The 25,810-nt window shown below is 55.8% G+C and carries 22 protein-coding genes and 3 pseudogenes; 7 read left to right on the top strand and 18 right to left on the bottom strand.

Features of this window, described 5'->3' with window-relative positions; genetic code table 11:
* The 4 genes and pseudogenes from KCQ76_RS08360 (at position 1) to KCQ76_RS08345 (ending at position 6,298) form a co-directional block, all read left to right on the top strand.
* On the top strand, positions 1-1,056 hold the full coding sequence (locus tag KCQ76_RS08360; protein WP_146003177.1) for an urease accessory protein UreD: 1,056 nt from the start codon (positions 1-3) through the stop codon (positions 1,054-1,056).
* A 143-nt stretch (positions 1,057-1,199) separates the two neighbouring features.
* Entirely contained in the window at positions 1,200-2,882 is a 1,683-nt protein-coding gene (locus tag KCQ76_RS08355; RefSeq protein WP_046202967.1) for a purine-cytosine permease family protein, read from the top strand.
* 223 nt (positions 2,883-3,105) lie between these two features.
* Positions 3,106-4,899 carry a hypothetical protein gene (locus tag KCQ76_RS08350; protein WP_046202968.1) on the top strand — a complete coding sequence of 598 codons (1,794 nt, stop codon included), beginning with the start codon at positions 3,106-3,108 and terminating at the stop codon, positions 4,897-4,899.
* Positions 4,900-5,022: 123 nt separating this feature from the next.
* Positions 5,023-6,298, top strand: a pseudogene (locus KCQ76_RS08345) (amidohydrolase).
* Positions 6,299-6,421: 123 nt separating this feature from the next.
* Here the strand turns inward: KCQ76_RS08345 and pyk are convergent.
* The 18 genes and pseudogenes from pyk to KCQ76_RS08260 all read right to left on the bottom strand — a co-directional run bounded on the left by pyk (position 6,422) and on the right by KCQ76_RS08260 (position 24,737).
* Positions 6,422-7,849: a pyruvate kinase gene (gene pyk / locus KCQ76_RS08340; protein ID WP_046203140.1), complete on the bottom strand. Its 1,428-nt coding sequence runs from the start codon at positions 7,847-7,849 to the stop codon at positions 6,422-6,424.
* 158 nt (positions 7,850-8,007) lie between these two features.
* The gene (gene lgt / locus KCQ76_RS08335) at positions 8,008-8,817 is read right to left on the bottom strand and encodes a prolipoprotein diacylglyceryl transferase (RefSeq protein WP_231725397.1); all 810 of its coding nucleotides are present in this window, start codon (positions 8,815-8,817) and stop codon (positions 8,008-8,010) included.
* Positions 8,818-8,935: 118 nt separating this feature from the next.
* Positions 8,936-9,739 carry a tryptophan synthase subunit alpha gene (gene trpA, locus KCQ76_RS08330; protein ID WP_046202970.1) on the bottom strand — a complete coding sequence of 268 codons (804 nt, stop codon included), beginning with the start codon at positions 9,737-9,739 and terminating at the stop codon, positions 8,936-8,938.
* Positions 9,739-11,037, bottom strand: coding sequence for a tryptophan synthase subunit beta (gene trpB / locus KCQ76_RS08325; RefSeq protein ID WP_180962432.1), 1,299 nt, complete (start codon positions 11,035-11,037; stop codon positions 9,739-9,741). The genes trpA and trpB overlap by 1 nt, the downstream gene beginning before the upstream one ends.
* A gap of 48 nt (positions 11,038-11,085) precedes the next feature.
* Positions 11,086-11,901, bottom strand: a complete 816-nt coding sequence (gene trpC, locus KCQ76_RS08320; RefSeq protein WP_046202972.1) for an indole-3-glycerol phosphate synthase TrpC — start codon at positions 11,899-11,901, stop codon at positions 11,086-11,088.
* A 112-nt stretch (positions 11,902-12,013) separates the two neighbouring features.
* A complete protein-coding gene (locus KCQ76_RS08315; RefSeq protein WP_052722313.1) occupies positions 12,014-12,832 on the bottom strand; it encodes a TIGR02234 family membrane protein in 819 nt (272 codons plus the stop codon).
* A gap of 193 nt (positions 12,833-13,025) precedes the next feature.
* Positions 13,026-14,603 carry an anthranilate synthase component I gene (locus tag KCQ76_RS10895; protein WP_046203142.1) on the bottom strand — a complete coding sequence of 526 codons (1,578 nt, stop codon included), beginning with the start codon at positions 14,601-14,603 and terminating at the stop codon, positions 13,026-13,028.
* A 129-nt stretch (positions 14,604-14,732) separates the two neighbouring features.
* Positions 14,733-15,839, bottom strand: a pseudogene (gene hisF, locus KCQ76_RS10890) (imidazole glycerol phosphate synthase subunit HisF); the annotation flags it as partial.
* A gap of 133 nt (positions 15,840-15,972) precedes the next feature.
* Positions 15,973-16,845, bottom strand: a complete 873-nt coding sequence (locus KCQ76_RS08305; protein WP_046202973.1) for an inositol monophosphatase family protein — start codon at positions 16,843-16,845, stop codon at positions 15,973-15,975.
* Between the two features lie 73 nt (positions 16,846-16,918).
* Positions 16,919-17,656: a bifunctional 1-(5-phosphoribosyl)-5-((5-phosphoribosylamino)methylideneamino)imidazole-4-carboxamide isomerase/phosphoribosylanthranilate isomerase PriA gene (priA, locus tag KCQ76_RS08300; protein WP_046202974.1), complete on the bottom strand. Its 738-nt coding sequence runs from the start codon at positions 17,654-17,656 to the stop codon at positions 16,919-16,921.
* Between the two features lie 42 nt (positions 17,657-17,698).
* On the bottom strand, positions 17,699-18,511 hold the full coding sequence (locus KCQ76_RS08295) for an imidazole glycerol phosphate synthase subunit HisH (protein WP_046202975.1): 813 nt from the start codon (positions 18,509-18,511) through the stop codon (positions 17,699-17,701).
* A 2-nt stretch (positions 18,512-18,513) separates the two neighbouring features.
* Positions 18,514-19,170: an imidazoleglycerol-phosphate dehydratase HisB gene (gene hisB / locus KCQ76_RS08290; protein WP_235428819.1), complete on the bottom strand. Its 657-nt coding sequence runs from the start codon at positions 19,168-19,170 to the stop codon at positions 18,514-18,516.
* A 5-nt stretch (positions 19,171-19,175) separates the two neighbouring features.
* Positions 19,176-20,336: a histidinol-phosphate transaminase gene (locus KCQ76_RS08285; RefSeq protein ID WP_236881218.1), complete on the bottom strand. Its 1,161-nt coding sequence runs from the start codon at positions 20,334-20,336 to the stop codon at positions 19,176-19,178.
* A 193-nt stretch (positions 20,337-20,529) separates the two neighbouring features.
* Positions 20,530-21,861, bottom strand: a complete 1,332-nt coding sequence (hisD, locus tag KCQ76_RS08280; RefSeq protein WP_046202976.1) for a histidinol dehydrogenase — start codon at positions 21,859-21,861, stop codon at positions 20,530-20,532.
* A gap of 61 nt (positions 21,862-21,922) precedes the next feature.
* Entirely contained in the window at positions 21,923-22,459 is a 537-nt protein-coding gene (locus tag KCQ76_RS08275) for a hypothetical protein (RefSeq protein ID WP_146003176.1), read from the bottom strand.
* 47 nt (positions 22,460-22,506) lie between these two features.
* Positions 22,507-22,827, bottom strand: coding sequence for a biotin synthase auxiliary protein BsaP (gene bsaP / locus KCQ76_RS08270; protein WP_231725387.1), 321 nt, complete (start codon positions 22,825-22,827; stop codon positions 22,507-22,509).
* 9 nt (positions 22,828-22,836) lie between these two features.
* Positions 22,837-23,901: a biotin synthase BioB gene (gene bioB, locus KCQ76_RS08265; RefSeq protein WP_082089884.1), complete on the bottom strand. Its 1,065-nt coding sequence runs from the start codon at positions 23,899-23,901 to the stop codon at positions 22,837-22,839.
* Between the two features lie 110 nt (positions 23,902-24,011).
* Entirely contained in the window at positions 24,012-24,737 is a 726-nt protein-coding gene (locus tag KCQ76_RS08260; RefSeq protein ID WP_046202978.1) for an Rv0361 family membrane protein, read from the bottom strand.
* Between the two features lie 235 nt (positions 24,738-24,972).
* Between KCQ76_RS08260 and KCQ76_RS11100 the strand changes: the two are divergent.
* The 3 genes and pseudogenes from KCQ76_RS11100 to KCQ76_RS10875 form a co-directional block, all read left to right on the top strand.
* A pseudogene (locus KCQ76_RS11100) lies at positions 24,973-25,065 on the top strand (TetR family transcriptional regulator); the annotation flags it as partial.
* 73 nt (positions 25,066-25,138) lie between these two features.
* Positions 25,139-25,384: a hypothetical protein gene (locus KCQ76_RS10880; protein ID WP_235428826.1), complete on the top strand. Its 246-nt coding sequence runs from the start codon at positions 25,139-25,141 to the stop codon at positions 25,382-25,384.
* Positions 25,378-25,800, top strand: a complete 423-nt coding sequence (locus tag KCQ76_RS10875) for a hypothetical protein (RefSeq protein ID WP_235428827.1) — start codon at positions 25,378-25,380, stop codon at positions 25,798-25,800. The genes KCQ76_RS10880 and KCQ76_RS10875 overlap by 7 nt, the downstream gene beginning before the upstream one ends.
* Positions 25,801-25,810: the final 10 nt, after the last annotated feature.

Below are 25,810 nucleotides of genomic sequence, written 5' to 3'. Positions count from 1 at the left end.
GTGGCACCCCAGACCACAGTGGAGAGCAACATCTCCTCCCCCACCTTTGCTTCCCTCTACGACGCGGCGGCTACGCTTCCCATTCCGCCAAGGATCGCCAAGGAACTCCGTAGTCAGCCAATGTCCGGTGACCACAGGGCACTTCCGGTCGGTTCCCCTGGCAAAGTCGGTTTTCTGTACGCCAGAGTGGACTCACCTGAGGATAAGTCGGTGGGGAAAAGATCAGTCGTCGCGGAGAAAATCGCGAAAGCTCCGCTTGCTCTTATGCGGCCGCTGTACACGGACCCGCACCAGCCTGGCACACCGCTGCTCTACATCATGACGACGGGTGCTGGGCTTGCTCACAATGATCGGAACCTCGTCGATATTCGCGTCGGCGAAACAAGACCGGCGTCGGCTCTTATCACCACTCAGGCGGCGACGCCTATACATCGAATGGATGTGGGGCTAGCGATACAACACGTCAACCTGACTGTTGGCCCGGGAAGCACTGTCGAATACATGCCTGACCACGTGATCCCCTATGGGGGTTCCCGGGTTCATCTGTCTACGAGAGTAACCGCTGCTCGAGAGGGTTGCGCGATAGTCAGCGATTGTGTTGTGGCGGGAAGGCTCGGTCGCGGTGAGTGGCACCGCTACGACGCGTTGTCCATGGAAACACGAATCGATCAACCGCGTGCCAACCACCCGCATGATTTCGCGCAATTAAGGGAATCCGACTGCAGGCCGCTCGTTATCGATCGCGGACTATTGCGACCGCATACGGGCAGTCGGTTGCTCGGCATGCGCAACTATGGTGCATGGTCCAATGTCTGGATAGTTGCGCCTTCACCGCAATCTACTCGGGTGCTTCTCGACGTGCTCCGATGCTTGCCCAAGTCCGATTTTCCGGCATCAGTTCGGTGGGCTACATCTACTCTCCCCTACGAATCCGGGGTCTGGGTGCGGATTCTTGCTGCCACTGCTGATGAGGCACGAATCGCTCGCGACCGGTTGTGGACCGCGGCGCGGGAAACCCTTCTTTCGGCACCAGCGCCGCGGTTGCGGAAGTACTAATTCTTTACACGTCTTCGTCCCCCGGGTCGCTGGTGATCATTTCCGCGCGGTAACGCGTTGTTTACCTCGGTCACCTAATATTCATACAGTTATTCATACAGTGGGAGCGCGTTCGTGACATTAGCCCCATAGTTTACGTGTCTATGACGATGACAGACACTACCCCGGTACGTCCCGCGACGACGCCGGTCACTCCCCAGAACGCTCCCGCTCCTCACCAGTCCCAATCCAATTTCGGTGACGACTATCCCCTCCGGTTCGCACCACGGCACTACCGGACCTGGGCAACGTCCGCAGTAGCAGCGTCGGCACTTGGTGGCATCGCGTATCTCGCTGATTTCTCTATCGGAGCCGGGATCGGAATTGCGCACGGAACAGTGAACGCAGTCGGCGGAATTCTTATTGCAGCGGTATTAATCTTCCTGTCGAGCTTTCCCCTCGCCGTCTATGCAGCTAAATACAATCTAGACCTCGACCTTATTACACGGGGAAGCGGATTCGGCTATTACGGGTCGGTCGTCACAAATATCATATTTGCTTCGTTCACCTTTATTTTCTTTGCCACTGAAGGTTCAATTATGGGACAAGGGCTCAAAATGGGTCTGGGAATCCCACTATGGGCCGGGTACTTGGTCTCTTCGCTGATCGTCATCCCACTGGTCATGTATGGGATGAAGTCCTTATCAAAGATTCAGAAAGCAACGAATCCACTGTGGATCGTAATGATGGTGCTGCCCCTCATCGTCCTGATTATTCAGCACCCATCGAGTGTCCATACTTTTGCTCACTACGCCGGAAATGGGCCCGGCCATGCGGATTTCGCATCCATGATGTTGGCTGCGGGTGTCTGCCTCTCATTGACAGCGCAAATTGCCGAAAACATCGATTACATCCGTTTTATGCCACCCAAAACCCCGGACAACAAACGCAAATGGTGGACCGCGGTCATCCTCTCAGGACCCGGCTGGGTTATCTTCGGAGCCACCAAGCAAATCATCGGCGTTTTCCTCGCAGTGTACGTCATGGCTGTCCTCAATGACTCTCCTGGAACGGCCAGCGAGCCCGTCCATCAATTCTTCGCCATGTACACGAATATGATGCCAACCTGGCTTGCTATCACCCTCGCCGTGATCCTCGTCGTCATGAGCCAAATCAAAATTAACGTCACAAATGCATATAGCGGTTCACTCGCGTGGACCAATGCATATACACGCTTAACTCGTCGCTACCCCGGCAGGATCGTTTTCGTCTTTGTCAATGTCGGTATTGCGCTATCTCTCATGGAATTCAATATGTTCTCCATGTTGAACTCCATTCTTGGCTTCTATTCCAATGTCGCTATCGCGTGGATTTTCACGGTGGCATCTGACATTGCAATAAACAAATATGTACTTGGCATTTCTCCCCGCTATCCAGAATATCGTCGCGGAATGATTTTCCCGATCAACCCTGTGGGAATCGGGGCGCTCTTACTTTCTGCCACCACCTCAATCGCTGCGTATTTCGGCGTCCTCGGCGCGACCATTCAGCCCTACTCGGCACTTCTCGCAGCCGCCATCGCGGTCGTCGCGACGCCACTAATTGCCATCATCACCCGTGGGCAGTTTTATCTTCGTCGAACCGACGACGGCGTAGACTCCCCTCTTTTCGATGATCACGGGAATCCGTCGGATGAGCTCTTCCGATGCTGTGTCACCGGAGAAATGGTTGAACGTCCCGATGTTCTCGCGTCCGCTGTCCCTTCCCCTACAGGTGAAAAGCAGTACATTTCCTCATTGGCTCTTACCACCGATCGGCAAGGCCGTCATGTTCTTCCGGTTGAGTAACTAACTACAACGGGGGGTATCTCGGTCATCGACTACCCCTGTTTTCTGCTTTCTCGATACAGCTCAGTGCACCACAACATTTCGCATTGTTACAGTAAATAGGGTAAAGCCGTTAAAAAGGTTCCATTGCATACAGTTTTGCCTACAGTTTCCTCGTTCACGCACTGTTCTGTCGTCGCACGATGGGGACACCACTGGTGTTTCAACCCGCAGGAGAAAATACATGTCATCCTCACGTCCTTTTGCCAGACCAGTCACTCGCCGGACATTCTTAACGACAGTGGGCGCGGCCGTCACAGCACTCGGAGCTGCCGGAGTAGCCGGAAGCCTCAGCGGCTGTTCAAGTAGCTCAGGCGGTGGAGGCAATGACACTGTCTCAACGAAGAAGGTCTCGGACAAAACGGACGTCATCGGCGACGACCCCACAGGCACCAAGACGAGTTCGACATTCCTCGACTCAGCAAAAGCCGCTGTCGTCACTGGACCCAATGCCGATTCCGCCACGCGCGCACGGGCCTGCAACCTGGCCGCCAGTGCTGGAGTTCCCGTTTTCCTCATCGACGCGACTAACGAGGACGACTCCCGCAAAGACATTGAGTCCGAACTTGGTCGATTGGGAGTCGACGACATTGTCACCCTTAAAGGCGATTCACTCGGCTCGCTGTCTTCGTCGGCGAAAACTCACGAAACGACGCCTGATTCGTGGCCAGATGGATTAGACAAAGGTCAATACTCTTTCCGCGACCTTGTGGTTATTCCGGATGCCCCCATTGAGGGCGACGGATCCGGGACTGCGCCGGCAGCGGCGGCCAGTGCGGCGGCGAGCACATCGAGTACCACAAGCTCGTCGAAGCCGTCATCCAGCGCTAAAAAGAGCGCGAACAGCAGCGCACCGAGTACTCCCAACCTTCCCACCACATCCGATGGTGCACCGTACACTCCCCGCCCGATTCTCACAGCACCGTGGAACCCGGACAGTAAAGCGGACAAAGAGCCCGACTCTGATGGACACGTCTTCGTCGCTCCCGACACGAGCCCCGCAAGTTTCACGAACGCATCCGTCGCCGGCCGGAACGTCGTCCGCCTCCCCGCAGCCGACCCCCGCGCCACCCATGAGTCAATCGAGATCGTCAAAAAAGACGACCATGTCATTGCGTTGGGCGAATTGTTCGGCGACAAGGACACGCTCTCTCGTCGTATCGACAAAGCCAAGAGCATTGACAAAGAACAGCCAGGTGGAGGCGGACTCGTCACGCCTGGCCGGCACATCGTTGCACTTTACGGCTCCACCGACGGACCCGATCTCGGGTGCCTCGGGGAGCAAGGAAAAGATGCGTCCGTCGCCCGGGCGAAGAAGATGGCCAAGAGCTATGAAGCCTTCACAGACCAACCTGTGACCCCGGCGTTCGAAATCATCGTGACTGTTGCGTCGTCGGAACCAGAAAAGGACAACTCGTACAGCCGCTTCATCGATTCCGACACCGTCGAGCCGTGGATTGATGCTATTAACAAAGCCGGCGGGTATGCGGTCATTGACCTTCAGCCTGGGCGCATGACCCTCCTGGAACAGGCAAAGAAGTACGAGAAGCTGCTCAAGAAGCCCTATGTCGGACTGGCACTCGACCCCGAGTGGCGCCTCTACGGCAACGAACTGCCCATGGAGCAGATCGGTCACGTCGATGCCCAGGAAATCAATGACGTTGTTAAGTGGCTGGACAAGCTCACTGAGGACAACAAACTGCCACAGAAACCCCTGGTCGTTCACCAGTTCAAGGTTCATATGATTCGCAACCGCGACAAGATGATCCCTGGTACCGATAACATTGCGATGGTTATCCACATCGATGGCCACGGATCGCAATCCATCAAGCTGGATACCTGGCACGTGATCCAGCAGGATTTGAGCCCCGAGATCAGCCTGGGGTGGAAGAACTTCTACGACGAAGACAAGCCCATGCTCGATCCGAAGGACACGATGGCGATTAAACCTCGCCCGGACTTCATTAGCTATCAGTAACTCACCCGCTGCCCCGGGGCAGATTGCTGCCTGACTCTATCGAGCATGGTGCGCCTACACTGGTAAAACACATCGCGTTCGATCAGTGAACGGATACGGTTCACCAGAAGATGGAGGAAAAGAATGACAAACACTACAGACATAGAATCCATCGCTCATGTTCATGCCCCAGGTGCAGCCATTGCGGAGTTGCTTGATGCCAACCCGGCCGACCTCAGTTGGCAGCAAGAGTTCTATACCTGGATGCATTCTCATCCCGAGTTATCTGAACGCGAAGAACAAACTGCGATTGCCATACGAGAGCGGTTATCTCACTACAACTGCACTGTGTCGCGTCCCATAGGTGGGCATGGGCTCGTGGCAACGATAGGGGCCGACGATTCTCTCGCGCGCGGATTTCGACGCCTTACCCGTCACCGAAGATACCGGCGCGCCCTACGCTTCCACTGTGCGCACGACTGGGCGTGATGGCAACGAAACTGGTGTCATGCATGCCTGTGGGCACGATATGCACACCACCGCTTTGCTCGGGGCGGTCGCTATTCTCGACGCGACACGTCAGCGCTGGTCAGGAACCTTCCACGCCCTGTTCCAACCTGCCGAAGAAGTCACCGCTGGGGCGGGCGCCATGGTCCGCGATGGCCTGGCCGACGAGATTTCACGCCCTGACCTCTGCCTGGGCCAGCATATTGTTCCCGGAAAAGCCGGCACGATTATGAGTATGCCGGGGGCCGCCCTCGCAGCGTGTGACTCCATCACGGTCACCATTCATGGAACGGGTGCTCACGCGTCGAGCCCTCATCAATCCGTGGATCCCATTTATATTGCGGCACACGTCATTCTTCGTTTACAAGGGATCGTCGGACGAGAAGTCGACCCCGGCGAATTCGCCGTCATCTCTGTCGGGCAAATCCACGCTGGTAATACGAACAATTCCATCCCGGACACCGCTACCCTGACGTTGAATTGCCGGTTCTACAACACCGACGTCCGCGATCACGTTTATCGCGCTATCGAACGAGTGATCCGCGCTGAGTGTGAGGCGTCGGGGTGCCCCACCGAGCCGGACATAGAGTACTGGGCTCACGGCGAACTGACTGACAATGACCCCGCCGTTTTTTCTCATGTCCGCGAGACATTCGATGCTGTCTTTGGGGATTCTTCCATTGATGCTGAGCGGTGGACGGCGTCGGAGGACTTTTCTGAGATACCGCGGCACTTTGATGTGCCCTATTTGTTCTGGACTGCCGGCATCACCCCGGATGAACAATGGGAGAAGCGCAATGAGACGCCCGTCCCCGCCAACCATATGGCGACGTTCCTCCCCGATCTCTCGACTATCTCATCGACGACGAAGGCTGCGGCGGCAGCACCGCTGAGCTTCCTTTTCAAGGAGTAGCGTTCGGTATAGAAAAACCGGGCCGCACATGTAATAGTGCGACCCGGTTTCGCGTTGTGATTGGCATCCGTCACACCCTGCCATCGCGAATCTCGCAATAGCTACGGTGTGGGAACCGACAATCTAGCGCTCGTGGCCTTCGAGGTCTTCACCCAACATGTGAACGTGAATCATGTTGGTGTTGCCTTCAACTCCGGGAGGAGAACCGGCAGCGATGACGACTGTGTCGCCGCGCTCATAACCGTCGATAGCCAGCAGGGCTTTATCGACCTCGGCAACCATCTCGTCGGTTGTCTTGACCTCAGGAGTCAAGAATGTCTCCGCGCCCCACGTGACAGCCAACTGAGACCGCACGGCGGGGTTCGGGGTGAACACCAACAATGGGAGGAAGCTGTGGAGACGAGCCACACGACGTGCTGTATCGCCTGAACTGGTGAACGCAACAACTGCACGAGCATTCAGACGCTCCGCAATATCGCGCGCCGCGTACGACACGACGCCACGCTTGGTGCGAGGAACGTGGCTGAGCGGCGGCACTGTGCCGTCCTGCTCGGCAGCCTTCACGATGCGGGCCATGGTCTTGACGGTTTCTACCGGGTACTTACCGACGGAAATCTCGCCGGACAGCATGACCGCGTCCGTGCCGTCCAAGACAGCGTTAGCAACGTCGGACGCTTCAGCACGCGTCGGACGTGAATTCGTGATCATCGAATCCAGCATCTGCGTTGCCACAATGACTGGCTTAGCGTTTTCACGAGCAATCTGGATGGCGCGCTTCTGGACCATCGGGACGTCTTCAAGCGGAACCTCGACACCCATGTCACCACGGGCAATCATGATGGCGTCGAAGGCCATGATGATCGGCTCCAGGGCGTCGATGGCTTCAGGCTTCTCCAACTTCGCGATGACCGGAAGTCGACGGCCTTCCTCGTCCATGATCTTGTGGACGAGCTCAACATCTGCCGGCGAACGGACAAACGACAGAGCGATAACGTCGACACCCAAGCGAAGTGCGAAGCGAAGGTCCTCAATATCTTTTTCAGATAATGCCGGGACGGAAATATCCATGCCAGGAAGGGACACGCCCTTGTGGTCTGACACGGGGCCACCCTCAGTGACCTCACAGATCACATCGTTGCCCTCAACGGCCTTGCAGACCAGGCCAACCTTGCCATCGTCGACGAGAAGGCGTTCGCCGGGCTTAGCGTCCTTGGCGAGGTTCTTGTACGTCGTGGATACACGATCGTGCGTACCCTCGATCTCGTCAACGGTAATGCGCACCGTTTCGCCGGTTTCCCACATTTCCTCGTGGTTCTTGAACCAGCCCAACCGGATCTTGGGACCCTGGAGGTCAGCCAAAATCCCGACGGCGCGGCCGGTTTCGTCGGAAGCCTGCCGAACCCACTTGTAGTTCTGTTCGTGGTCTGCGTGAACGCCGTGTGAGCAGTTCAGTCGTGCTACGTCCATTCCTGCGTCAACCAGAGCACGGATCTTTTCCGCACTGGCTACCGCCGGACCCAATGTACAAACAATTTTCGTTCTTCTATCCACGAGCACCAGGTTAGCCCGCTCCACCCGGATTAGCTACTACAAAACGGTCGAAATAAGCTTTACGGCGCCACGGCGAAAAACGAAAAAAGTCGGTGACCAGGGAAAATTATTTTCCGATACGGTCACCAAAATCACTTTTTTCCTAGATTTATGCCCGATTATGTCCGAAGTTCTTCGGGGGTCTCGCGACGACGTGATCGCGTCCACACCAGGAAAATCACTGCGCCCACGAAGCACACGGCCGACGTGATGGTATTAATGCGGAGCCCAAACACATGCGTTGCGGTGTCCGCACGCAGAAGCTCGATCCAAAATCGACCTGCTGTGTACCCGGCAACGTACAAAGCAAAAACTCGGCCGCCCCCCAACCGGAACTTGCGGTCAATCCATACGATCAGAGCGGCGATGGCAAAGTTCCACAGCATCTCGTAGAGAAACGTCGGCTGAACAACCGCGATAACGTGGCCGTTCGAATGCCCGAGTACTGGGTCCAGGACACCGTGGTCGTCGACGCGCTCAAAAATCTTTAGCCCCCAGGGCAGATCGGTGGGCCGACCATATAATTCCTGGTTAAACCAGTTGCCTAGGCGTCCAATGCCCTGCGCGACCAAAATCGGTGGTGCCACGGAATCGGCAAACGGCGCCAGTGCTAAGCGCTTCCATCGGAGAACCGCCCAGGCGGCTAATCCACCGCCAATGACGGCTCCCCATATTCCTAGGCCACCGTTGGTGATCTTCCACCAGTCCCCTGGGGTTCCGTTGGGGCCCCAGTAAGTGCGCCAATCCGTCGCTAAGTGGTAGAGGCGGCCGCCGATGATGCCTGCTGGGACAGCGGCAAGTGCCACGTCGAGAACCACCTCGCGGTTACCACCACGGGCGGCATAGCGACGCTGCGACCACAGGACTGCGACGAGAATTCCCACCAGTATCGACAGGGCATATCCGCGGATCGGAAAACCGCCGACCATCCACACACCTTGGGAGGGCGACGGAATAGCTGCCAAAAGCGTCACATCGGGCGAACGCCCACCTAGTCCCACATCGTGAGGAACTAGTCCGTTCTGCTGGACAATAGTGGCCTGGACGTTAGTCACCTCTCACCCCTTCGCTGAGTTCTTTCGCCAACGCCTCGAGCGAGCGGAGCCCGTCCTTCGCAGCGCGGATAAGCGCCGAACCGACGATGACCCCATCGGCATACTGCGAGATCTCCAAGGCTTGCTGCCCATTGCTGACGCCTAACCCGACGGCAACGGGGAGGTCGGTGTGCTCCCGCACGCGATTCACGAGGTCACGCGCACCACTGCTGACCGACTCTTGGGCACCCGTGACTCCCATGTGTGAGGCTGCGTACACAAAGCCATCACCGGCTCCCACCGTGAGGGCCATCCGCTCAGGGCTCGTCGAGGGAGCAACGAGGTAGATAGGCGCCAATCCGTGCTTGTGGCATGCCTCTGCCCAGCGCGCCGATTCTTCGGGGAGGAGGTCGGGAATGATTGTCCCCAATCCTCCCGACTCGGCCAGCTCCTCGGCATATTTTTCCGGGCCATACTGCAAAATCGGGTTCCAGTAGCTCATGACGACGCTTCGACCACCGGCGTCGGTAATCTTGCGAACAGAGCTGAGTGAATCTTTGACGCGAAAACCTGCTTTCAATGCAGCCATGCCGGCTTCCTGGATGACAGGACCGTCCATCATGGGGTCAGAGAACGGAATCCCGACCTCGATGACGTCCGCATAGGACGCCAGGCACGCCATCAACTCGTCAGAGTCGTGCTTCGTCGGGTACCCCGATGGCAGATAACCAATGAACGCAGCTCGTTGTTCACGGCGGGCCTGAGCAAAAAGGTCGCGAAGTGCCCCTGCGGGGGAATCAGAAGAAAATGCCACCATTAGTCCAGCTCCTCCTTGGGTTTAAGGTCAAACCACTTCGCGGCGGTATCCACGTCTTTATCGCCACGGCCCGATACATTGACAATCAGAAGCGGGCCGTCATCTGAATCATGCTCCCACCGATCGGCATACACTCGTGCTGCCGCAAGAGCATGCGCAGACTCAATAGCCGGGATAATTCCCTCGGTCTTACATAAGAGCATGAACGCATCCATGGCCTGTGCATCCGTGATGGGAAGGTACTCGGCACGACCGACATGATGAAGATACGAATGCTCCGGCCCTACTCCCGGGTAATCTAAACCAGCCGAAATGGAATGGGACTCAACGATTTGCCCATCCTCATCTTCCATGAGTGCGGCATACGAGCCCTGGAAGACACCTTCATTGCCTGCGGTAATCGTCGCAGCGTGGCGACCAGTCTCAAAACCGTCACCGCCCGCTTCAGCACCAATGAGCTGAACAGAGGAATCGTCGATAAAACGGTGGAAAAGCCCGATCGCATTCGAGCCACCACCAACACAAGCGACGACGGCGTCGGGAAGGCAGCCTTCCGCCTGCAGAATTTGCTCACGCGCTTCATACCCGATGATTCGCTGGAGATCACGAACCATCTGCGGGAACGGATGGGGACCAGCTGCAGTACCGAAGCAATAGTACGTGTCATCGGCATGCGATACCCAAAAACGCATCGCCTCGTTGATGGCATCTTTAAGAGTCTGGGAACCGATGGTGACAGCTGTGACCTCAGCGCCCCGTAAACGCATGCGCGCAATATTCAAGGCCTGACGCCGCGCATCCACGGCCCCCATGTAGATGTGGCACTCTAAGCCGAGCAATGCACAGGCGGTAGCGGTTGCAACACCATGCTGGCCGGCACCCGTCTCAGCGATGACACGCTTTTTACCCATGCGTTGAGCCAACAAAACCTGGCCCAGGACGTTATTAATCTTGTGGGACCCGGTGTGGTTTAAATCCTCCCGCTTTAAATACACGCGGGCATGAATAGCGTCGGAAAACCGCGACGCATAATACAGGGGCGACGGCCGACCTGAGTAATGGAAATGCAGGTCATTCAACTGCTCAATATACTCAGGATCAGTTCTCGCCTTGTTCCACGCGTCGGTAACTTCGGTAATGACCCCCATCAGGGCCTCCGGAATGTATCGACCACCATACTCACCCCAATGGCCGCAATCATCGGGCTCAGTCGATGTCGTCTCCGCGAACACATCGGCGATAGTAGGCAGATCACTATACGGATTGCGATGAACTGATTCTGAGTTACTCACGCACACCAGTGTGCCTTATCACTCGCATAGACACGGCATCCAGGTGACGGCAGATTATTCAGTGAGATTCTTCGGACATGCCGGGTGGATGCCCGCAGCGACCAAACTCTTGCACGCTAAACCGGGATTACCTGCGGTAACCAGTCCCTCGCCGACCAAGACCGCATCCGCACCGGCACCAGCATAGGCCAGCAAATCATTGCGATCTTTCACCCCCGATTCAGCGACCTTAATGACATCCGACGGCAAACCCGGCGCGATAGTGCCGAACACGGAGGTATCGACATCGAGTGTTTTAAGGTTGCGGGCGTTGACTCCCACGACTTTTGCGCCTGCGGCGATGGCGCGCTCTACTTCCTCTTCGGTGTGAACTTCAACGATGGCAGTCATCCCGAGAGACTCGGTGCGGTCGAGAAGGGACTCAAGCTGAGGCTGCTGCAGTGCTGCCACGATGAGGAGAATGAGGTCCGCTCCATGAACGCGGGCTTCGTGAATCTGGTAAGGGGTGACGACGAAATCTTTTCGGAGGACCGGAATGTCGACGGCTGCTCGTACGGCGTCCAGGTCAGCCAAGCAGCCTTTGAAGCGTCGTTCTTCGGTGAGGCAGGAAATGACTCTGGCACCATTGGCTTCGTATTGCCTGGCGAGTTCGGCCGGTTCGGGGATTCGCGCCAGGCTTCCTTTGGATGGGCTTGCCCTTTTAACTTCGGCAATTACTCCCACACCGGGAGCAGACAATGCGGACATGGCATCGCGAGGGGCGGGCGTGTCGTGCGATTGTGCTTTGATGTCCGCAAAACTGACGCGAGCTTCACGGGTTGCAAGATCGTCTAAGACGCCATCGACGATAGTGTCTAAAACCGAACTCATCTTCGACTCCTCAGCCCGTGTTACATCGGTGTACTTAATCCTAAAGGCAGCACTGACTGGCGCATAAATCGGCACGATGATGCCTGTCTGACATTCCCCGCAGATGTGGACTTTAGTTGTGCAGCCCGCGACGCCGGGCGACATCAACAGCATCGTCTTGTGTTGGGTCAACCCCCGCGTCCATTGCATCCCACAGCACGCGCCCTGATTCTCTATCGTTCTCAAGGTCCGTCGCCAGTGAATCGCGCCGGGCTGAGGCGGTGTCGTATTTACTTCCTTTCACAGTGTCTACTCCTGGCCACAGGAACAGGATGATTGCACCGGCGATGGTGATAACGGACGCGACGAGGGCAAGGATGACCGCTACTTTATGGACGTCGATTCCCGTGACGACGGCCCATTCGGTCAAGGTCTGCGGATCGTTTTTCTTTTGCGTTGCTTGCCCATTGACGAGGAGATTTCGTGCGCGTGTCGTGCTCGGTGAGGTGAGTAGCACATTGAGCGGTGTCCATAAAGACGCGGCACCGATCACCGCCGACACTGCTGCGAGTATCCGTCGACCTGTTCTCTTAAGAACCAAGGTGGCAAGGCATGCTGCAATGAGGGCAATAGCGATCGCGTCAGTGCTGGGGGCCCATGTAGAGCCGACGAGGGTGCGTGTCACTTCACCTTGTTTATCGTCGTTGGCGTGAACGGTCATCCAGGTCATGCGGGATGTTCCACCGATAGCCACCGCCCCAATCGCGACCAGGGCGAGGCCTAACCAGCGTCGCTTGGTTTGAGTAGAACTCGACGTGTCCGTCTCCGTGTCCGCGTTCATCGGCATCGTGTTGACGTCCTCGTGTCCGTGCGCATCGGTCGGGTTTGAGGCCATTTCTTCCGACGCGGCTGCTGCCGTTGCGTCTTCCCGACGCGACTCATGTGAACCCATTGTTCATTCTCCCTAACGTCACCGCACTAGTTCCCTATCGTCACTCGTTTCCCGACGTCACCATGCTCGTCGGGTGTGCCGCCGAGTATCCACCACGTGCTCAATAGGCTACTCAGGGCATATAACGTCGTCACTCTTGGATACTCGCCTTCGGAGACGACGCAGCCAATCCGGAATCCGGGCGGGCGACAAATCACCGAGAGCCATCAACGTCGACAATTGTTTCGGCAGCTGCCGTTGCTCGCAAAACGGCTGCAGCCTTGTTCCGCGTTTCTTCATCTTCGGCAACAGGATCCGAATCGGCGACGATCCCGCCACCGGCCTGGACATACATCGTGCCGTCTTTGAGAACCCCTGTCCTGATGGCAATTGCTTGGTCGGCGTTTCCCGAAAAATCGAAATATCCGACGGTTCCGCCGTAGATGCCGCGGCGAGTGTCTTCCAGCTGGTCAATGATGGTCAATGCGCTGGTTTTGGGTGCCCCGGATAAAGTTCCCGCGGGGAATGCCGCCATGAAGGCGTCGACCGCTGTCATGTCCGGAGCCAACTGCCCCGTGACCATAGAGACCAGGTGCATGATGTGGCTATACCGCTCAATATGGCGGAAATCATCGACTTCGACTGTTCCAGGAATACATACCTTCCCCAGGTCATTGCGCCCCAGGTCAACCAGCATGAGGTGTTCGGAATTCTCTTTCGAGTCGGCGGCTAACTCACACTCAAGCTGCAGATCAGCTTTCCTTGTGGCGCCGCGGGGCCGAGACCCAGCGATGGGGTGCGTCGTCACCACATTGTTGTCGACTGCGATAAGCGACTCAGGCGACGATCCAACGATGGTGAACTCCACCGCCGAAAAGTCGTCCGACGGAATATTCATCAGGTACATGTAGGGGCTAGGGTTCGAATACTTCAGCATCCGATACACGTCACGAGCCCGCACATCCGTGTCAATCTCGAAACGCTGTGACAGAACGATTTGGAACGCGTCACCGGCGCGAATGTGGTCTTTACACAACTCGATCCGGCGCATGTGCTCGTCAGCAGTGCGTTGGCGGCGGACAACCGGTTCGGGCGTCGTAAAACTATTCACCATCGGTTCCCGGGCTGCCTTCAGCCGCTCGGTTAACGAGTCCAATCGGCGGACGGCGTCGTCATAAGCCTCGTCGACATTGTTGTCGGAGCCGTTGAAGTTAAACGCATTAGCAATCAGCCACATCGTCCCTTCATGGTGGTCCAAAGCCACCATGTCCGCGACAAGGAACTGCATCATTTCCGGAATCTTGAGGTCATTGTCGCAGGTATCGGGGATATCTTCGATAAAGCGAATCGCGTCGTGGCCGCAATATCCCACCATTCCCGACGTCATCGGTGGCATTCCCTCGATGGGGTCGGTGTGCAATTCCTTCAGCACGGACTTGAGGGCGTCGAAGGGATTGCCTCCTGTCTGGACACCTTCAGGAGTGGTGCCCAGCCATGCTGCTTGCCCATCGCGGACGGTTAATGCCGATCTTGCTCCTGTGCCGATAAACGACCACCGTGACCAGGAACGTCCCGGTTCAGCCGACTCGAAGAGGAACGTACCTGGCTTGTCCTGGACCAAGGCATTGTATGCGCTGAGCGGTGTTTCTCCGTCGGCTAAGATCTTGCGCGCTACGGGCACGACTCTGTGGTGAGCAGCTAATTCGCGGAACTGTTCCCGCGTCGTCGTTGTGCGGCCGGCTCCGAGATCCGGAACCCCGACGGGTGTCGACGGACGAGCAGAATCGTTCAGTTCCGCGTCGTCTTCAGGCTTTTCAGCCGTGCCGTTAGGCTCACCGGCATTCTTGTTGCCTGACGTATTCTCGACGTCCAACAACCCCGCGTCGGACGTCGATGATGAATCAGTCAATACAAGGTCGCTATCGAAACACGTGTGGGTTCCGGTGTGGCACGCCGCACCCGTCTGATCAACCTTCAGCAGAATCGTGTCCCCATCACAATCCAGCCGAACCTCGCGAACGTCCTGGACGTGACCACTGGTCATCCCTTTGACCCAATACTCAGACCTCGACCGAGACCAGTATGTTCCCCGTCGAGTAGCCAGCGTATAAGCCAATGCGTGGTCGTCCATCCACGCCTGCATCAATACCTCACCAGAATGCACATCCTGGACGACAGCGGGAACCAATCCCCTATCATTGCGCTTCAACCGAGCAGCGATCGACGGGTCCAGTGGGTAGTCGGCGGGACTGGTATGACGGACCTCATGCCCTGCCGCTGCCAAAGCACTCTTCACCTCAGAAATGCTCACATCACCGAAGTGGAAAATCGAGGCAGCTAACACCGCGTTTGCCCCTGAATCAACGGCCGGGGGAAAATGGCTCGCTTCGCCGGCTCCACCCGACGCAATGACGGGGATATGAACCACTTGACGAACGGCGGAAATAAGCTCGCTATCAAATCCTTGCTGAACACCGTCGCTATCCATGGAATTGAGAAGAATTTCCCCGACACCTAATTCTTCACCCCGACGAGCCCACTCGATCGCATCAATCCCGGCGCTTCGGGTACCGCCGTGGGTTGTAACTTCAAAACCACTCGGTTGGGGCGTTCCACCGTCAGGAACGCGCCGGGCATCCACGGACAAGACGACACATTGTGATCCAAAGCGCTGGGAAAGCTCCCGCAGCAACTCTGGCCTCTTAATGGCCGCGGTATTAATGCTGACTTTATCTGCACCCGCACGTAATAGCTGGTCGACGTCGTCAGCGCTACGGACCCCACCACCGACGGTGAGCGGGATAAACACTTCATCCGCAGTGCGTCGAACCACGTCCAGCATCGTTCCCCGTGCTTCCGTCGACGCTGACACGTCGAGGAAGGTCAGTTCATCGGCACCCTCTTTGTCATAGCGGGACGCCAATTCAACGGGATCGCCAGCGTCGCGAAGGTTCTCGAAGTTGACCCCCTTAACGACCCGGCCATGAGACACATCAAGACACGGAATAACTCGGACTGCTACGGACATGAAAACGCCTTTCGGCAATAAGGTAACTATTATTCACGAACGAGATTAATGAATTGCCACGTAAAACAGACACGCGCTAGTAAACCTAGACACGTCCACAATAACTAACCGCTTCACGCGACGACATAACCACCTAGCTTAGTGGTTCGAAAGGCCGTGGAACCGCATGGATCCTCGCTAACAGAGTCGAGTGAATGCTTGGAGATCCTGCAACCAGACCGATTGTTCCAGGTGTCCAAGGCTCACCATCAAGGTTCGTGACAACGCCACCAGCGGCTTGAACTAAGCAGATACCTGCTGCGTTATCCCACAGGTTAGGGCTGAACGTCAGGGTCCCCGCAAAAACACCACCGGCAGTAAAAGCTAAGTCCGCGCCCACAGACCCCGTCACACGCATCCGCGGATATGATTCACCAATACTGAAAAGTAAATTCTGGCGATATTGCCGCGGAACATGACCACGTCGGCCCGACAAAATAGAGCCGAAACCAATTTGGATCACTTCTGGGTCATCTTTCGGCAATGGCGGAAATGGCTCACCATTAACATGTAATGGCCCACCGCGAACAGCGCTATAAAACTGTCCCAACAGGGGTAATGACGTCAACCCAATAACCGGTTCTCCCTTATGAATAAGCGAGACCAAAATGCCGCACATCGGGTTGGCGACGGTGTAATTGGACGTTCCATCCACCGGGTCGATACACCACATTGTTTCGGGCTGCTTACCGCCGCCCATGCTGTTGAGCGAAACATCCCCGGAGGCCGTGGATCCACCCTTCAAACCGAATTCCTCGCCCAAAACGGGGAACCCAGTTTCCTTCACAAGTTGTTCGCGAAAATGCTGTTCTAGTGACAGATCAACGTCGGTTGCGAAATCCTGGAGATCTTCGTTCTTAATGACAGAGGGCTGCGCACCAATATTCACACAAAAAAGATCTTCAGAATCTTTGACTAAGCGCTCGGCAATAGACAAATATGCCACCAAGTCAGAATGTTCAATCACGGGTCCGTCACCTAGCCTTTCACTACCGATTACCCGGGGAGCCTATTTCACAGGCCTCTCAGGAACGGCTCCATCAGGAATCTTGTGCGACTGCTAATGCTTCTTCAAGGGTAAAGTTCCCTGCATACAGGGCCTTGCCGATGATGGCTGAATCAATTCCCTCGTCCACGCAGGCCGCAAGCTGGCGAATGTCGTCGAGAGTTGATACTCCGCCCGATGCAACGACAGCGGCATCTGTGGCCATCGCGACGTCGCGAAGGAGGTCAATATTGGGGCCTTCTAATGTGCCATCGCGCCCGACATCGGTAACGACGAGGCGGGATACGCCCTCCGAATCTAAGCGCTCAAGGACTTCCCACAGATTGCCGCCGTCGGAAACCCATCCCCGACCGCGCAACCGCCACTCGCCGTCGATGAGCTTGGTATCCAAACCGATGGCGACTCGGTCGCCGTACTCCCCGATGATCCGACGACACCACTCAGGATCTTCCAACGCAGCAGTGCCGATATTCACCCGTCGACAACCGGTATCTAATGCCCTGCGCAGCGAGTCGTCATCCCTGATTCCCCCGGATAATTCGATGTTAACGTCCACCCGCTCGATGACATCTTTCAGCAGTTCGTAGTTCGTACCGCGGCCGAATGCGGCGTCCAAATCTACAAGGTGGATCCACTCGGCACCAGCGTTCTGCCACGCCATCGCGGCATCAAGGGGGCGACCATACGTGGTTTCGCTCCCAGCTTCGCCTTGAACGAGACGAACAGCTTGACCGTCGGACACATCTACTGCGGGTAATAACGTTAAAGCCATAGATGAATCATAACGGAGATCACACCTACAACTGATAAAATTTTACAAAGTCTCCACCCAGTTGCGGAGAATCACAGCACCGACCGAACCAGATTTCTCCGGGTGAAACTGCGTCGCCCACAAGGGACCATTTTCTACCGCCGCAATAAAACGACAGTTTTCATGCGTGGACCAGGTCACTTTCGCTGGAGCAACGTGATCATCCGATGCCATATCCCAGTGCTGAGCCGCATAGGAGTGCACAAAGTACACCCGATCATCGGTGGCCACTCCCTTAAACATTCGGGATCCTTCGGGAATGTCGAGTGTGTTCCATCCCATATGAGGCAGCACTTTCGCTGTCAGGCGCTCAACCGTCCCTGGCCACTCACCACAACCGCGAGTACTCAGCACCCCATCATCAGATATCTCTGTCGACGGCACCGTCGGGTCGAGTGGTCGTCCCGTCTCAGGGTCACGGATGACGTCGTCACGTCGGCCCGAGGTCGCGTCGTCTCCATTAACTGGAGCATCTGCCCCATGGAGGGCCTCTGCGTCGTCGTGGACACCGTCGGCAAACTCGACTCCGCTATCGAAAAGCACCTGCATACCAACGCAGATGCCAAGCACAGGACGGCCACCTGCGAGGCGCTGACCGATCAAACGTGGGCCATAGACCGAGCGCAGGCCCTTCATGCACGCTGCGAATGCGCCGACTCCAGGAACTAACAATCCGTCGGCGGCAAGAACACGTTCTGGATCAGCGGTAATCGTGACCTCGGCCCCTGCGCGTTCGATAGCGCGTTCGGCGGATCGAAGGTTTCCCGAGCCGTAATCAAGGATTGCCACTGAAGGACGTGACGTGCTCTGCGCCATATTTACAGTGCCCCTTTCGTGGATGGAACACCATGAATTCTCGGGTCACGCTCAACGGCCTCGCGGAGGGCGCGGGCAACTGCCTTGTATTCAGCCTCCGTAATGTGATGCGGATCGCGTCCATAAAGAACGCGGACGTGTAAAGCAATACGCGCGTGGAAAGCGAGAGATTCGAAGAAGTGCTGGTTAATCACGGTTGCATAGTGATTACCAATCACCGTATTCATCATCTCTTGGGGCTCACCGCGCGTGACGCAATACGGTCGTCCCGACACATCAACGACAGCTTGGGCTAGCGTCTCATCCATCGGGATAAAACTTGACCCGAATCGGCGGATACCGGCTTTATCTCCCAAAGCTTCGTGTAATGCCTCGCCCATAACAATGGCCGTATCTTCCACGGTGTGGTGAGCATCAACATCGATATCACCCTCTGCTTTAACTGTTAAGTCAAAGCTGCCGTGGGTTCCCACCGCATTCAGCATGTGGTCGAAGAATGGCAATCCCGTCGAAATGTCAGTAGCGCCAGAACCGTCGAGGTTAATGTCAACGGTGATTCGCGATTCTTTCGTCTCGCGCTCACAATGGCCCCGTCGGGAGGGGAATTCTCCGCTATTTCTTTCTTGCTGATTCAGACTCTCGTCATTGTTATTGCTCATATGGTTCACCGTAACCCGTTGTGTTCACTCGCATACTGGCCAGCCGCGGAAAGGAACTCATCATTCTCTGTCGGAAGTCCGATGGTCACCCGCAAATATCCGTCGACCCCTACATCTCGGATGAGGACTCCACGATCAAGGAACGCCTGCCACGCTGCTTGTGTGAGCTCGCGACGTGACGCATCTCCATTAGCGGGCGCCGTGCTAGAGGAGTTCGTTGACTCATCGGGAATGACTTTAAAGAAAAGGAAATTAGACTTACTCGGGACAACAGAGAATCCCAGTTTCTGCAATGAATCCTGAACCCGCTCACGTTCGCGAATTATTTTTTCCACCGAGGACAACGTATCGGAAGAATACCGTAGCGCGACAGTCGCAGCAGCCTGCGATAATGCCGATAAGTGGTAAGGAAGCCGGACCAACATAACAGCTTCGACAAAAGCTGGAGCAGCGACAAAATACCCCAACCGACCACCAGCGAAGTCAAATGCTTTACTCATCGTTCGGGATACGACGAGTCGGTCAGGATAATCCTTCAACAATTCACATGCGCTCGGGCCATCATCGAATTCACCATAAGCCTCATCAACAATGACGATGCCATCAACGTCTGGATCAGAAACAACATCCAGCAGGACCCGAATATTATCCAAACTTGTTGTACCGCCAGTCGGATTATTCGGCGTCGTAATAAAGACAACCGACGGACGGTAGTTCTTAATAGCCGCAGTCGCTTCGTCGATATCAATAGAAAAGCCACGAGCTTCTTGTCGTGGGCATTCGACGAACTCCGTGTGCGTCCCAGCGGCAAGAATTGGGTGCATGGAATAACTGGGAGTGAACCCTAATGCTCGCCGACCAGGCCCTCCAAAAGCCTGCAAGAGCTCTTGAAGAACCTCATTGGACCCATTAGCAGCCCATATGTTGTCTTCATTCACAGCCACACCGGTTTGTCCCGACACATACCGCGCAAGCTCCTGGCGCAGAATAATGAAATCACGCTCGGGATAGCGGTTAAGCCCCGACGCCACCTTTTCCACTTCTTTAACGAGATCGGCAACTATTCGTGGCGACGGAGGATACGGATTCTCATTCGTATTTAATCTGACGTCGAGCTCTAATTGCGGGGCCCCATACGCAGTTTCCCCGCGGAATTCTTCACGCAGAGGTAGGGCATCAAGCGTGACATTTCCTCCTAATGTGTGGGACTTATCGGCGGTACTGTTCTCACCACTGCCACGTGATAATTTCTGATCATCATTCGTCGGTGCCACTATGCACTCTCCCCTTTTCTATCCACGTATGGTTGCGAAAAAACTTCGCTCTTCCGCCCCTATCCGTCTCCTTAATTCGTTAGGGTTACTTATTCCCGGCTGTAAGGTCCTCGAACCGAGCACGTACTGCTTCACCATGCGCCGGAAGCTGCTCCGCATTTGAAAGAGCGACGATAGTATCGGCCGTGCCTTTAAGCGCAGCTTCATCGTATTCAATGACATGAACCGACTTGACGAAGGTATGCGTCGATAAACCGGAGCTATACCGCGCCGATCCCGATGTGGGAAGAACATGGTTTGATCCAGCGGCGTAATCCCCCAGCGGAACTGGTGAGAAAGGCCCGACGAAAATAGCCCCCGCATTAAGGATCTGAGCTGCATCCTCACGGGCATTGTGTGTCTGAATTTCGAGATGCTCGGGCGCATAAGCATCAGCCACCCGAATCGCAGCTGGTATGTCGTCGACAAGAATGATGCCAGACTGTTTACCCTGCAAAGCCTGAGCGACACGATCGGTATTCCGGGTAATTGAATACCGCTTCTCTACTTCTTCATCAACTTGCTGAGCAAATGATGCGGAATCCGTTATCAAAACGCTAGCGGCCATCGGATCATGCTCCGCCTGGCTAATGAGGTCATAGGCGACATGAACCGGATCAGCAGTGGAATCAGCGATAATTGCTATTTCCGTCGGTCCCGCTTCTGCATCAATCCCAACGACACTACGACACAAGCGCTTCGCTGCGGTGACGAAAATATTGCCTGGCCCGGTCACCATATCAACCGGCACCAATGGATCATCTGCTCGCTCGTCACCATAAGCCATGAGAGCTATTGCCTGTGCGCCGCCAACCGACCACACTTCATCAACACCAAGAAGACCACACGCAGCAAGAATCGTCGGGTGTGGCCATCCACCACATTCTTTTTGCGGAGGCGAAGCAACGACGAGCGAACCGACCCCTGCCTCCTGCGCCGGCACAACATTCATAATGACACTCGACGGATAAACGGCCTGTCCACCAGGGACGTACAAACCAACTCGGCCGATCGGGATGAATTTTTCAGTCACCACACCGCCCTCGGTGACAGAAATAACGTTGTCAGTGGGCTTAATCGCAGCATGGACCCGTCGAACGCGCTCGATGGCGTGTTCTAATGCCTCTCGCACGGACACATCCAGGGACTCCACAGCGTCGGCAATCACGTTGTGCGGAACTCGGATGCTCTTCGGTACAACACCATCAAAACGCTGCCCATACTCTTGTGCAGCCCTTACGCCGTTTTCCTGCACGGCCTCAACAATGGGCTGAACTGTTGGAATCACTGAATCGATGTCGGTCCCACCCCGAGGCAAAGTGGCACGAAGTTCACTAACAGTCGGGTGAGTTCCACGCATGTCGGTTAGGGCAAGCATTGTTATCCTTAAGTTTTGCCGGGGCCTACGAGACGGCCATTACTGCTTCTTTCGTGTAATGCTAATCTACCGTGCTGTTGTGACGCTCAAGAGAAGGCACTTCATCAGGAAAATCCCCCTTCCCCACGACAGCCGCACACCAATATGTCAGTGACGCCAATAACGGTGGGACAGCAAGAGCCGCTCCTGGAGTAATGTGAGGAGCCCACGTAATAGTTTGGCCGGAATGAACATCGTCAACATCCGGGAGTGGGTGCAAGCTAGAAGCGACAGCGTTTCCCACGTCGGTAAAAATAATCCCCCCGAGCATCGCCACTATAGCTAGGAGCCATATCATGGCTGGACCACGCGAACGTGGCGCCCATCCCCACGCTGCCAGTGCACTGCCCATCGACAGCACAAAAAGGCCAGCAACGAGGGTTACAAAACCGGTAAACTCTCGCCCATCTTGAGTCGGATCTGTCGACAGGTAACCACTGTCCACCGTGGCGGCGGAAGTTGGAATGAAAATTCCCCACACGCATCCACCCACGGCGAAGACAGCAAGGATAGTCACCAAAACTATCAGGGCACGGCGATACCGCTCAGAACGTAACACCGGAACCATTATAGGGGTGGCCACAATAATGGGGATGCGTGGTCAATTTAGCGATGGGGGTCGAGGAGAACAGAATCTAGCTCCCCGTGCCTCGAGCAGACCGCAGTCCATCCATCTGGGCGAACCTGGACCACCATTCGTCGACCACACAACTGGCAAAATCGTGGTGCTTCGAGCCCCGCCCTCATGGAGGGTGAATAGTGGGGAGTCTCGCCGGTACTGAGTTCAGTTCCAGTGAAAGGATCGTAAAGGGGTTTGTCGCCAGCGATGATGGCATCCGCCAACTCGGTGGAGGCAATTTTACGGGGCCGACGCCGAACGGGCTTCTTCTTCGGTACTCCCTCGCGAGCAGTGGTTACTTCCGACATTGCGCCACCTTAGACAGTCGCATTCAGAGCTTTAATCGGCAGGTGCAACCGGTTAAGCATGTCGACGTCGGTTTCCTGGGGGCGACCCAGCGTCGTCAAGTAGTTACCGACGATGATCGCGTTAATGCCACCGAGGAGGCCTTTTTCTGCGCCCAGGTCGCCCAGGGTGAGTTCTCGTCCACCGGCGAACCGCAAAATGGTCTTGGGCAGTGCTAAGCGGAAAGCTCCAATGGTCTTGAGCGCTTCGTTCGATTCCATGACTGGACGGTTGGCGAAGGGCGTGCCGGGGCGAGGATCAAGGAAGTTCATGGGGACTTCGTCGGGGCGGAGTTCAGCCAATTGAGCAGCGAACTCTGCGCGTTGCTCAACGGTCTCCCCCATTCCCACGATGCCGCCACAGCAGACTTCCATGCCTGCGTCACGGACCATCTCGCAGGTCTCGCGACGCTTCTCCCAAGAGTGGGTTGTTACCACGTGGGGGAAGTAGCTCTTCGCGGTTTCAAGGTTGTGGTTGTAGCGGTGGACCCCTGCCTTCGCCAGGCGTTCTACTTGCTCTTTGGTGAGAATGCCGATGGAGGCAGCAACTTCGATGTCGACTTCTGCTTTAATCGCAGCGATGGCCTCTTCAAGCTGGCTCATCAAGCGTTCGTCAGGCCCTTTGACGGCGGCAACGATACAAAATTCCGTCGCGCCCGTCTTTGCTGTTTGTTTAGCAGCTTCCACAAGGGCCGGGATATCGAGCCACGCCGACCGGACAGGCGATTCGAAAAGTCCCGACTGTGCACAGAAGTGGCAGTCTTCCGGGCACCCACCCGTTTTCAGGGAGATGATTCCTTCTGCCTCAACTGCATCGCCACACCAGCGCAGCCGAACCTCGTGCGCCAGAGCAAGGAGTTCGTCGATACGATCGTCGGAAATCGTCATCGCCCGAACAATTTCTGGTTGAGAAAGCCCTTCTCCACGCTCAAGGACCTTTTCGCGGGCCAGGTCCAAAATGTCTTGTTCGGCCGAGGCTGTATCAGTGCTGGTAGCCGACTGACTTGTTCTTGTCTGTTGCGTCGTGTTCTCCGACATAATGCTGTACCTCCATAACCGTGGTGATTCTCCGGATAACCACCATCGTTGTGTTCAAGGTTATTCCATTCCTGAACACTGTTCAATGAGACACAGCAAGGGGGTAATTTCTAGTCAGAGCAGACTTTCCACTGACCATCTTCCTTGGTGAACAACATCGTCCCCGTCGAGGTCGCACCATTGAACGTGGTGTTTACCGACGCAGTCGCCCGGTCACCGTCGACTTTGATGTTGGAGATGTTGTTAAATTTCGGGATCGACCCAGCTAAGCCCATCTTGTCAATTGACTCATTGGGCAGAGAATTGATGTTCTCGTCAGAGAACACTTCCGGATGGGCAGCAATGCGATCCTTGCATGTATAGGCTTTCGTGCTTTCGTAGTAGTGACGCACGGTTCCGGAGGTATCCCCGTAGTGGCCAAGAGCATCCTTAATGCTCTCCACGTCTTGTTCACTACCAGGCTTTCCGTTGATCGGCTTGGGCCCACTTGACGGGGTTTCATTCGAGTCTGGAACGGTGGGAATATCCGCACCGAGTTTCGCACCACCAGACTGCTGATCACCGGCGGCGTTATCTGACTGCGTTGCGGGCGGCTGTGTTGCTTCAGCAGACGATGCGGGTTTCGCAGAAGAACTACTCGACGATGCCTGCGCTGCCGAAGAACTCGTTTCATCATCCGACGATGACCCGTGTGAACAGGCTGCTAATGCCCCACATAGCGATGCAGTCATGAGCGCGGCCCCCCACCGACGTACCTGCGCGCGAGACCGTCCCCTTTTATCGCCCTGATCCGCAGCCTGTACCTCATCTGCTTCTGACAACACTACATCTGGCACGACACATAGCTCCTTTACCACTAAGATACCGCGGTCATTCTACCTTTCCTACTATTAATATCCGCATATTCCCCAAAGCTTCCAGGGTTCTCACAGAGTTTTGACACCTTAGCGCGACACGTCCACTGGCGACACGCTAGCCGACGTCGAATACCCCGGCGACGATTGCCGTCATTGCGAAAAACTACGCTACTTTGCTCGAAACGCAGTCCACGAACGGTTTATCTTTGAAGGCATGCAGCTCACAACGACGGCGATCATCACGAGTGCTCTAAACATTCTGCACGAGTACGGGTTAGGAGATCTCACGATTCGGCGACTCGCCCGCACCTTAGACGTCGCCCCAGCTGCACTGTACTGGCATTTTCCCAACAAGCAGGCCCTCCTCGGTGGAGTAGCTGATGAGCTTCTTTCCCCTCTGGATGACCTTAAGGAGCGACTTCTTAAAAGCGTCGATGACGACGAAGGATCGCACGATTCCGAATTATCACCAATATCGGATGACGTACCGGCGACGACGTCGCAACCCCCTCACCCTCAATGGTATCGACATGCATATATATTCTGCGCCGGATTTTACCGACAATGCATCTGTTGTCGGGACGCTGCAGACCTCATTTCAGCCGCACTACCAGCGGGAATGGTAACCAACGACCCTATCGCCGCATTGTCGCAAATCCTACGTTCTTCTCTTCCTGATGACGACGAGAACGCAATCCTCGACGGCTCAACAACGCTCATCTCCTTCATCCTCGGTCTCGCCATCCGTGAGCAAACAGCGGCGGAGGCGTCGAAAATTGTTGCCTCTTCAGTTTTCACTGCCGACGATGACCACGATGGAAACAACGACGCATCATCCCAAACAGACGACGATGTTTCTTACTCCGCATCAAGCCATCCACGTGCTTCTGAGTGGGACGAACTGCTGACACGTAGCACTGCGAATATTGGCGCGTGGAGAGCACTGCTCAGCGCAAGCGCAAATGCAGGATTACGAATCATCCTCGACGGAATAGCTCAATCTCACGCGGGGAAATCATGGTTTGTCCACCCTCCCCGCTAAAATTAACGTC

The sequence above is a fragment of the Corynebacterium parakroppenstedtii genome (assembly GCF_019754935.1).
Taxonomy (GTDB): domain Bacteria; phylum Actinomycetota; class Actinomycetes; order Mycobacteriales; family Mycobacteriaceae; genus Corynebacterium; species Corynebacterium parakroppenstedtii.
Note: the sequence above shows the minus strand (reverse complement) of the source record. Positions and strands in the feature narration are given on the sequence as shown.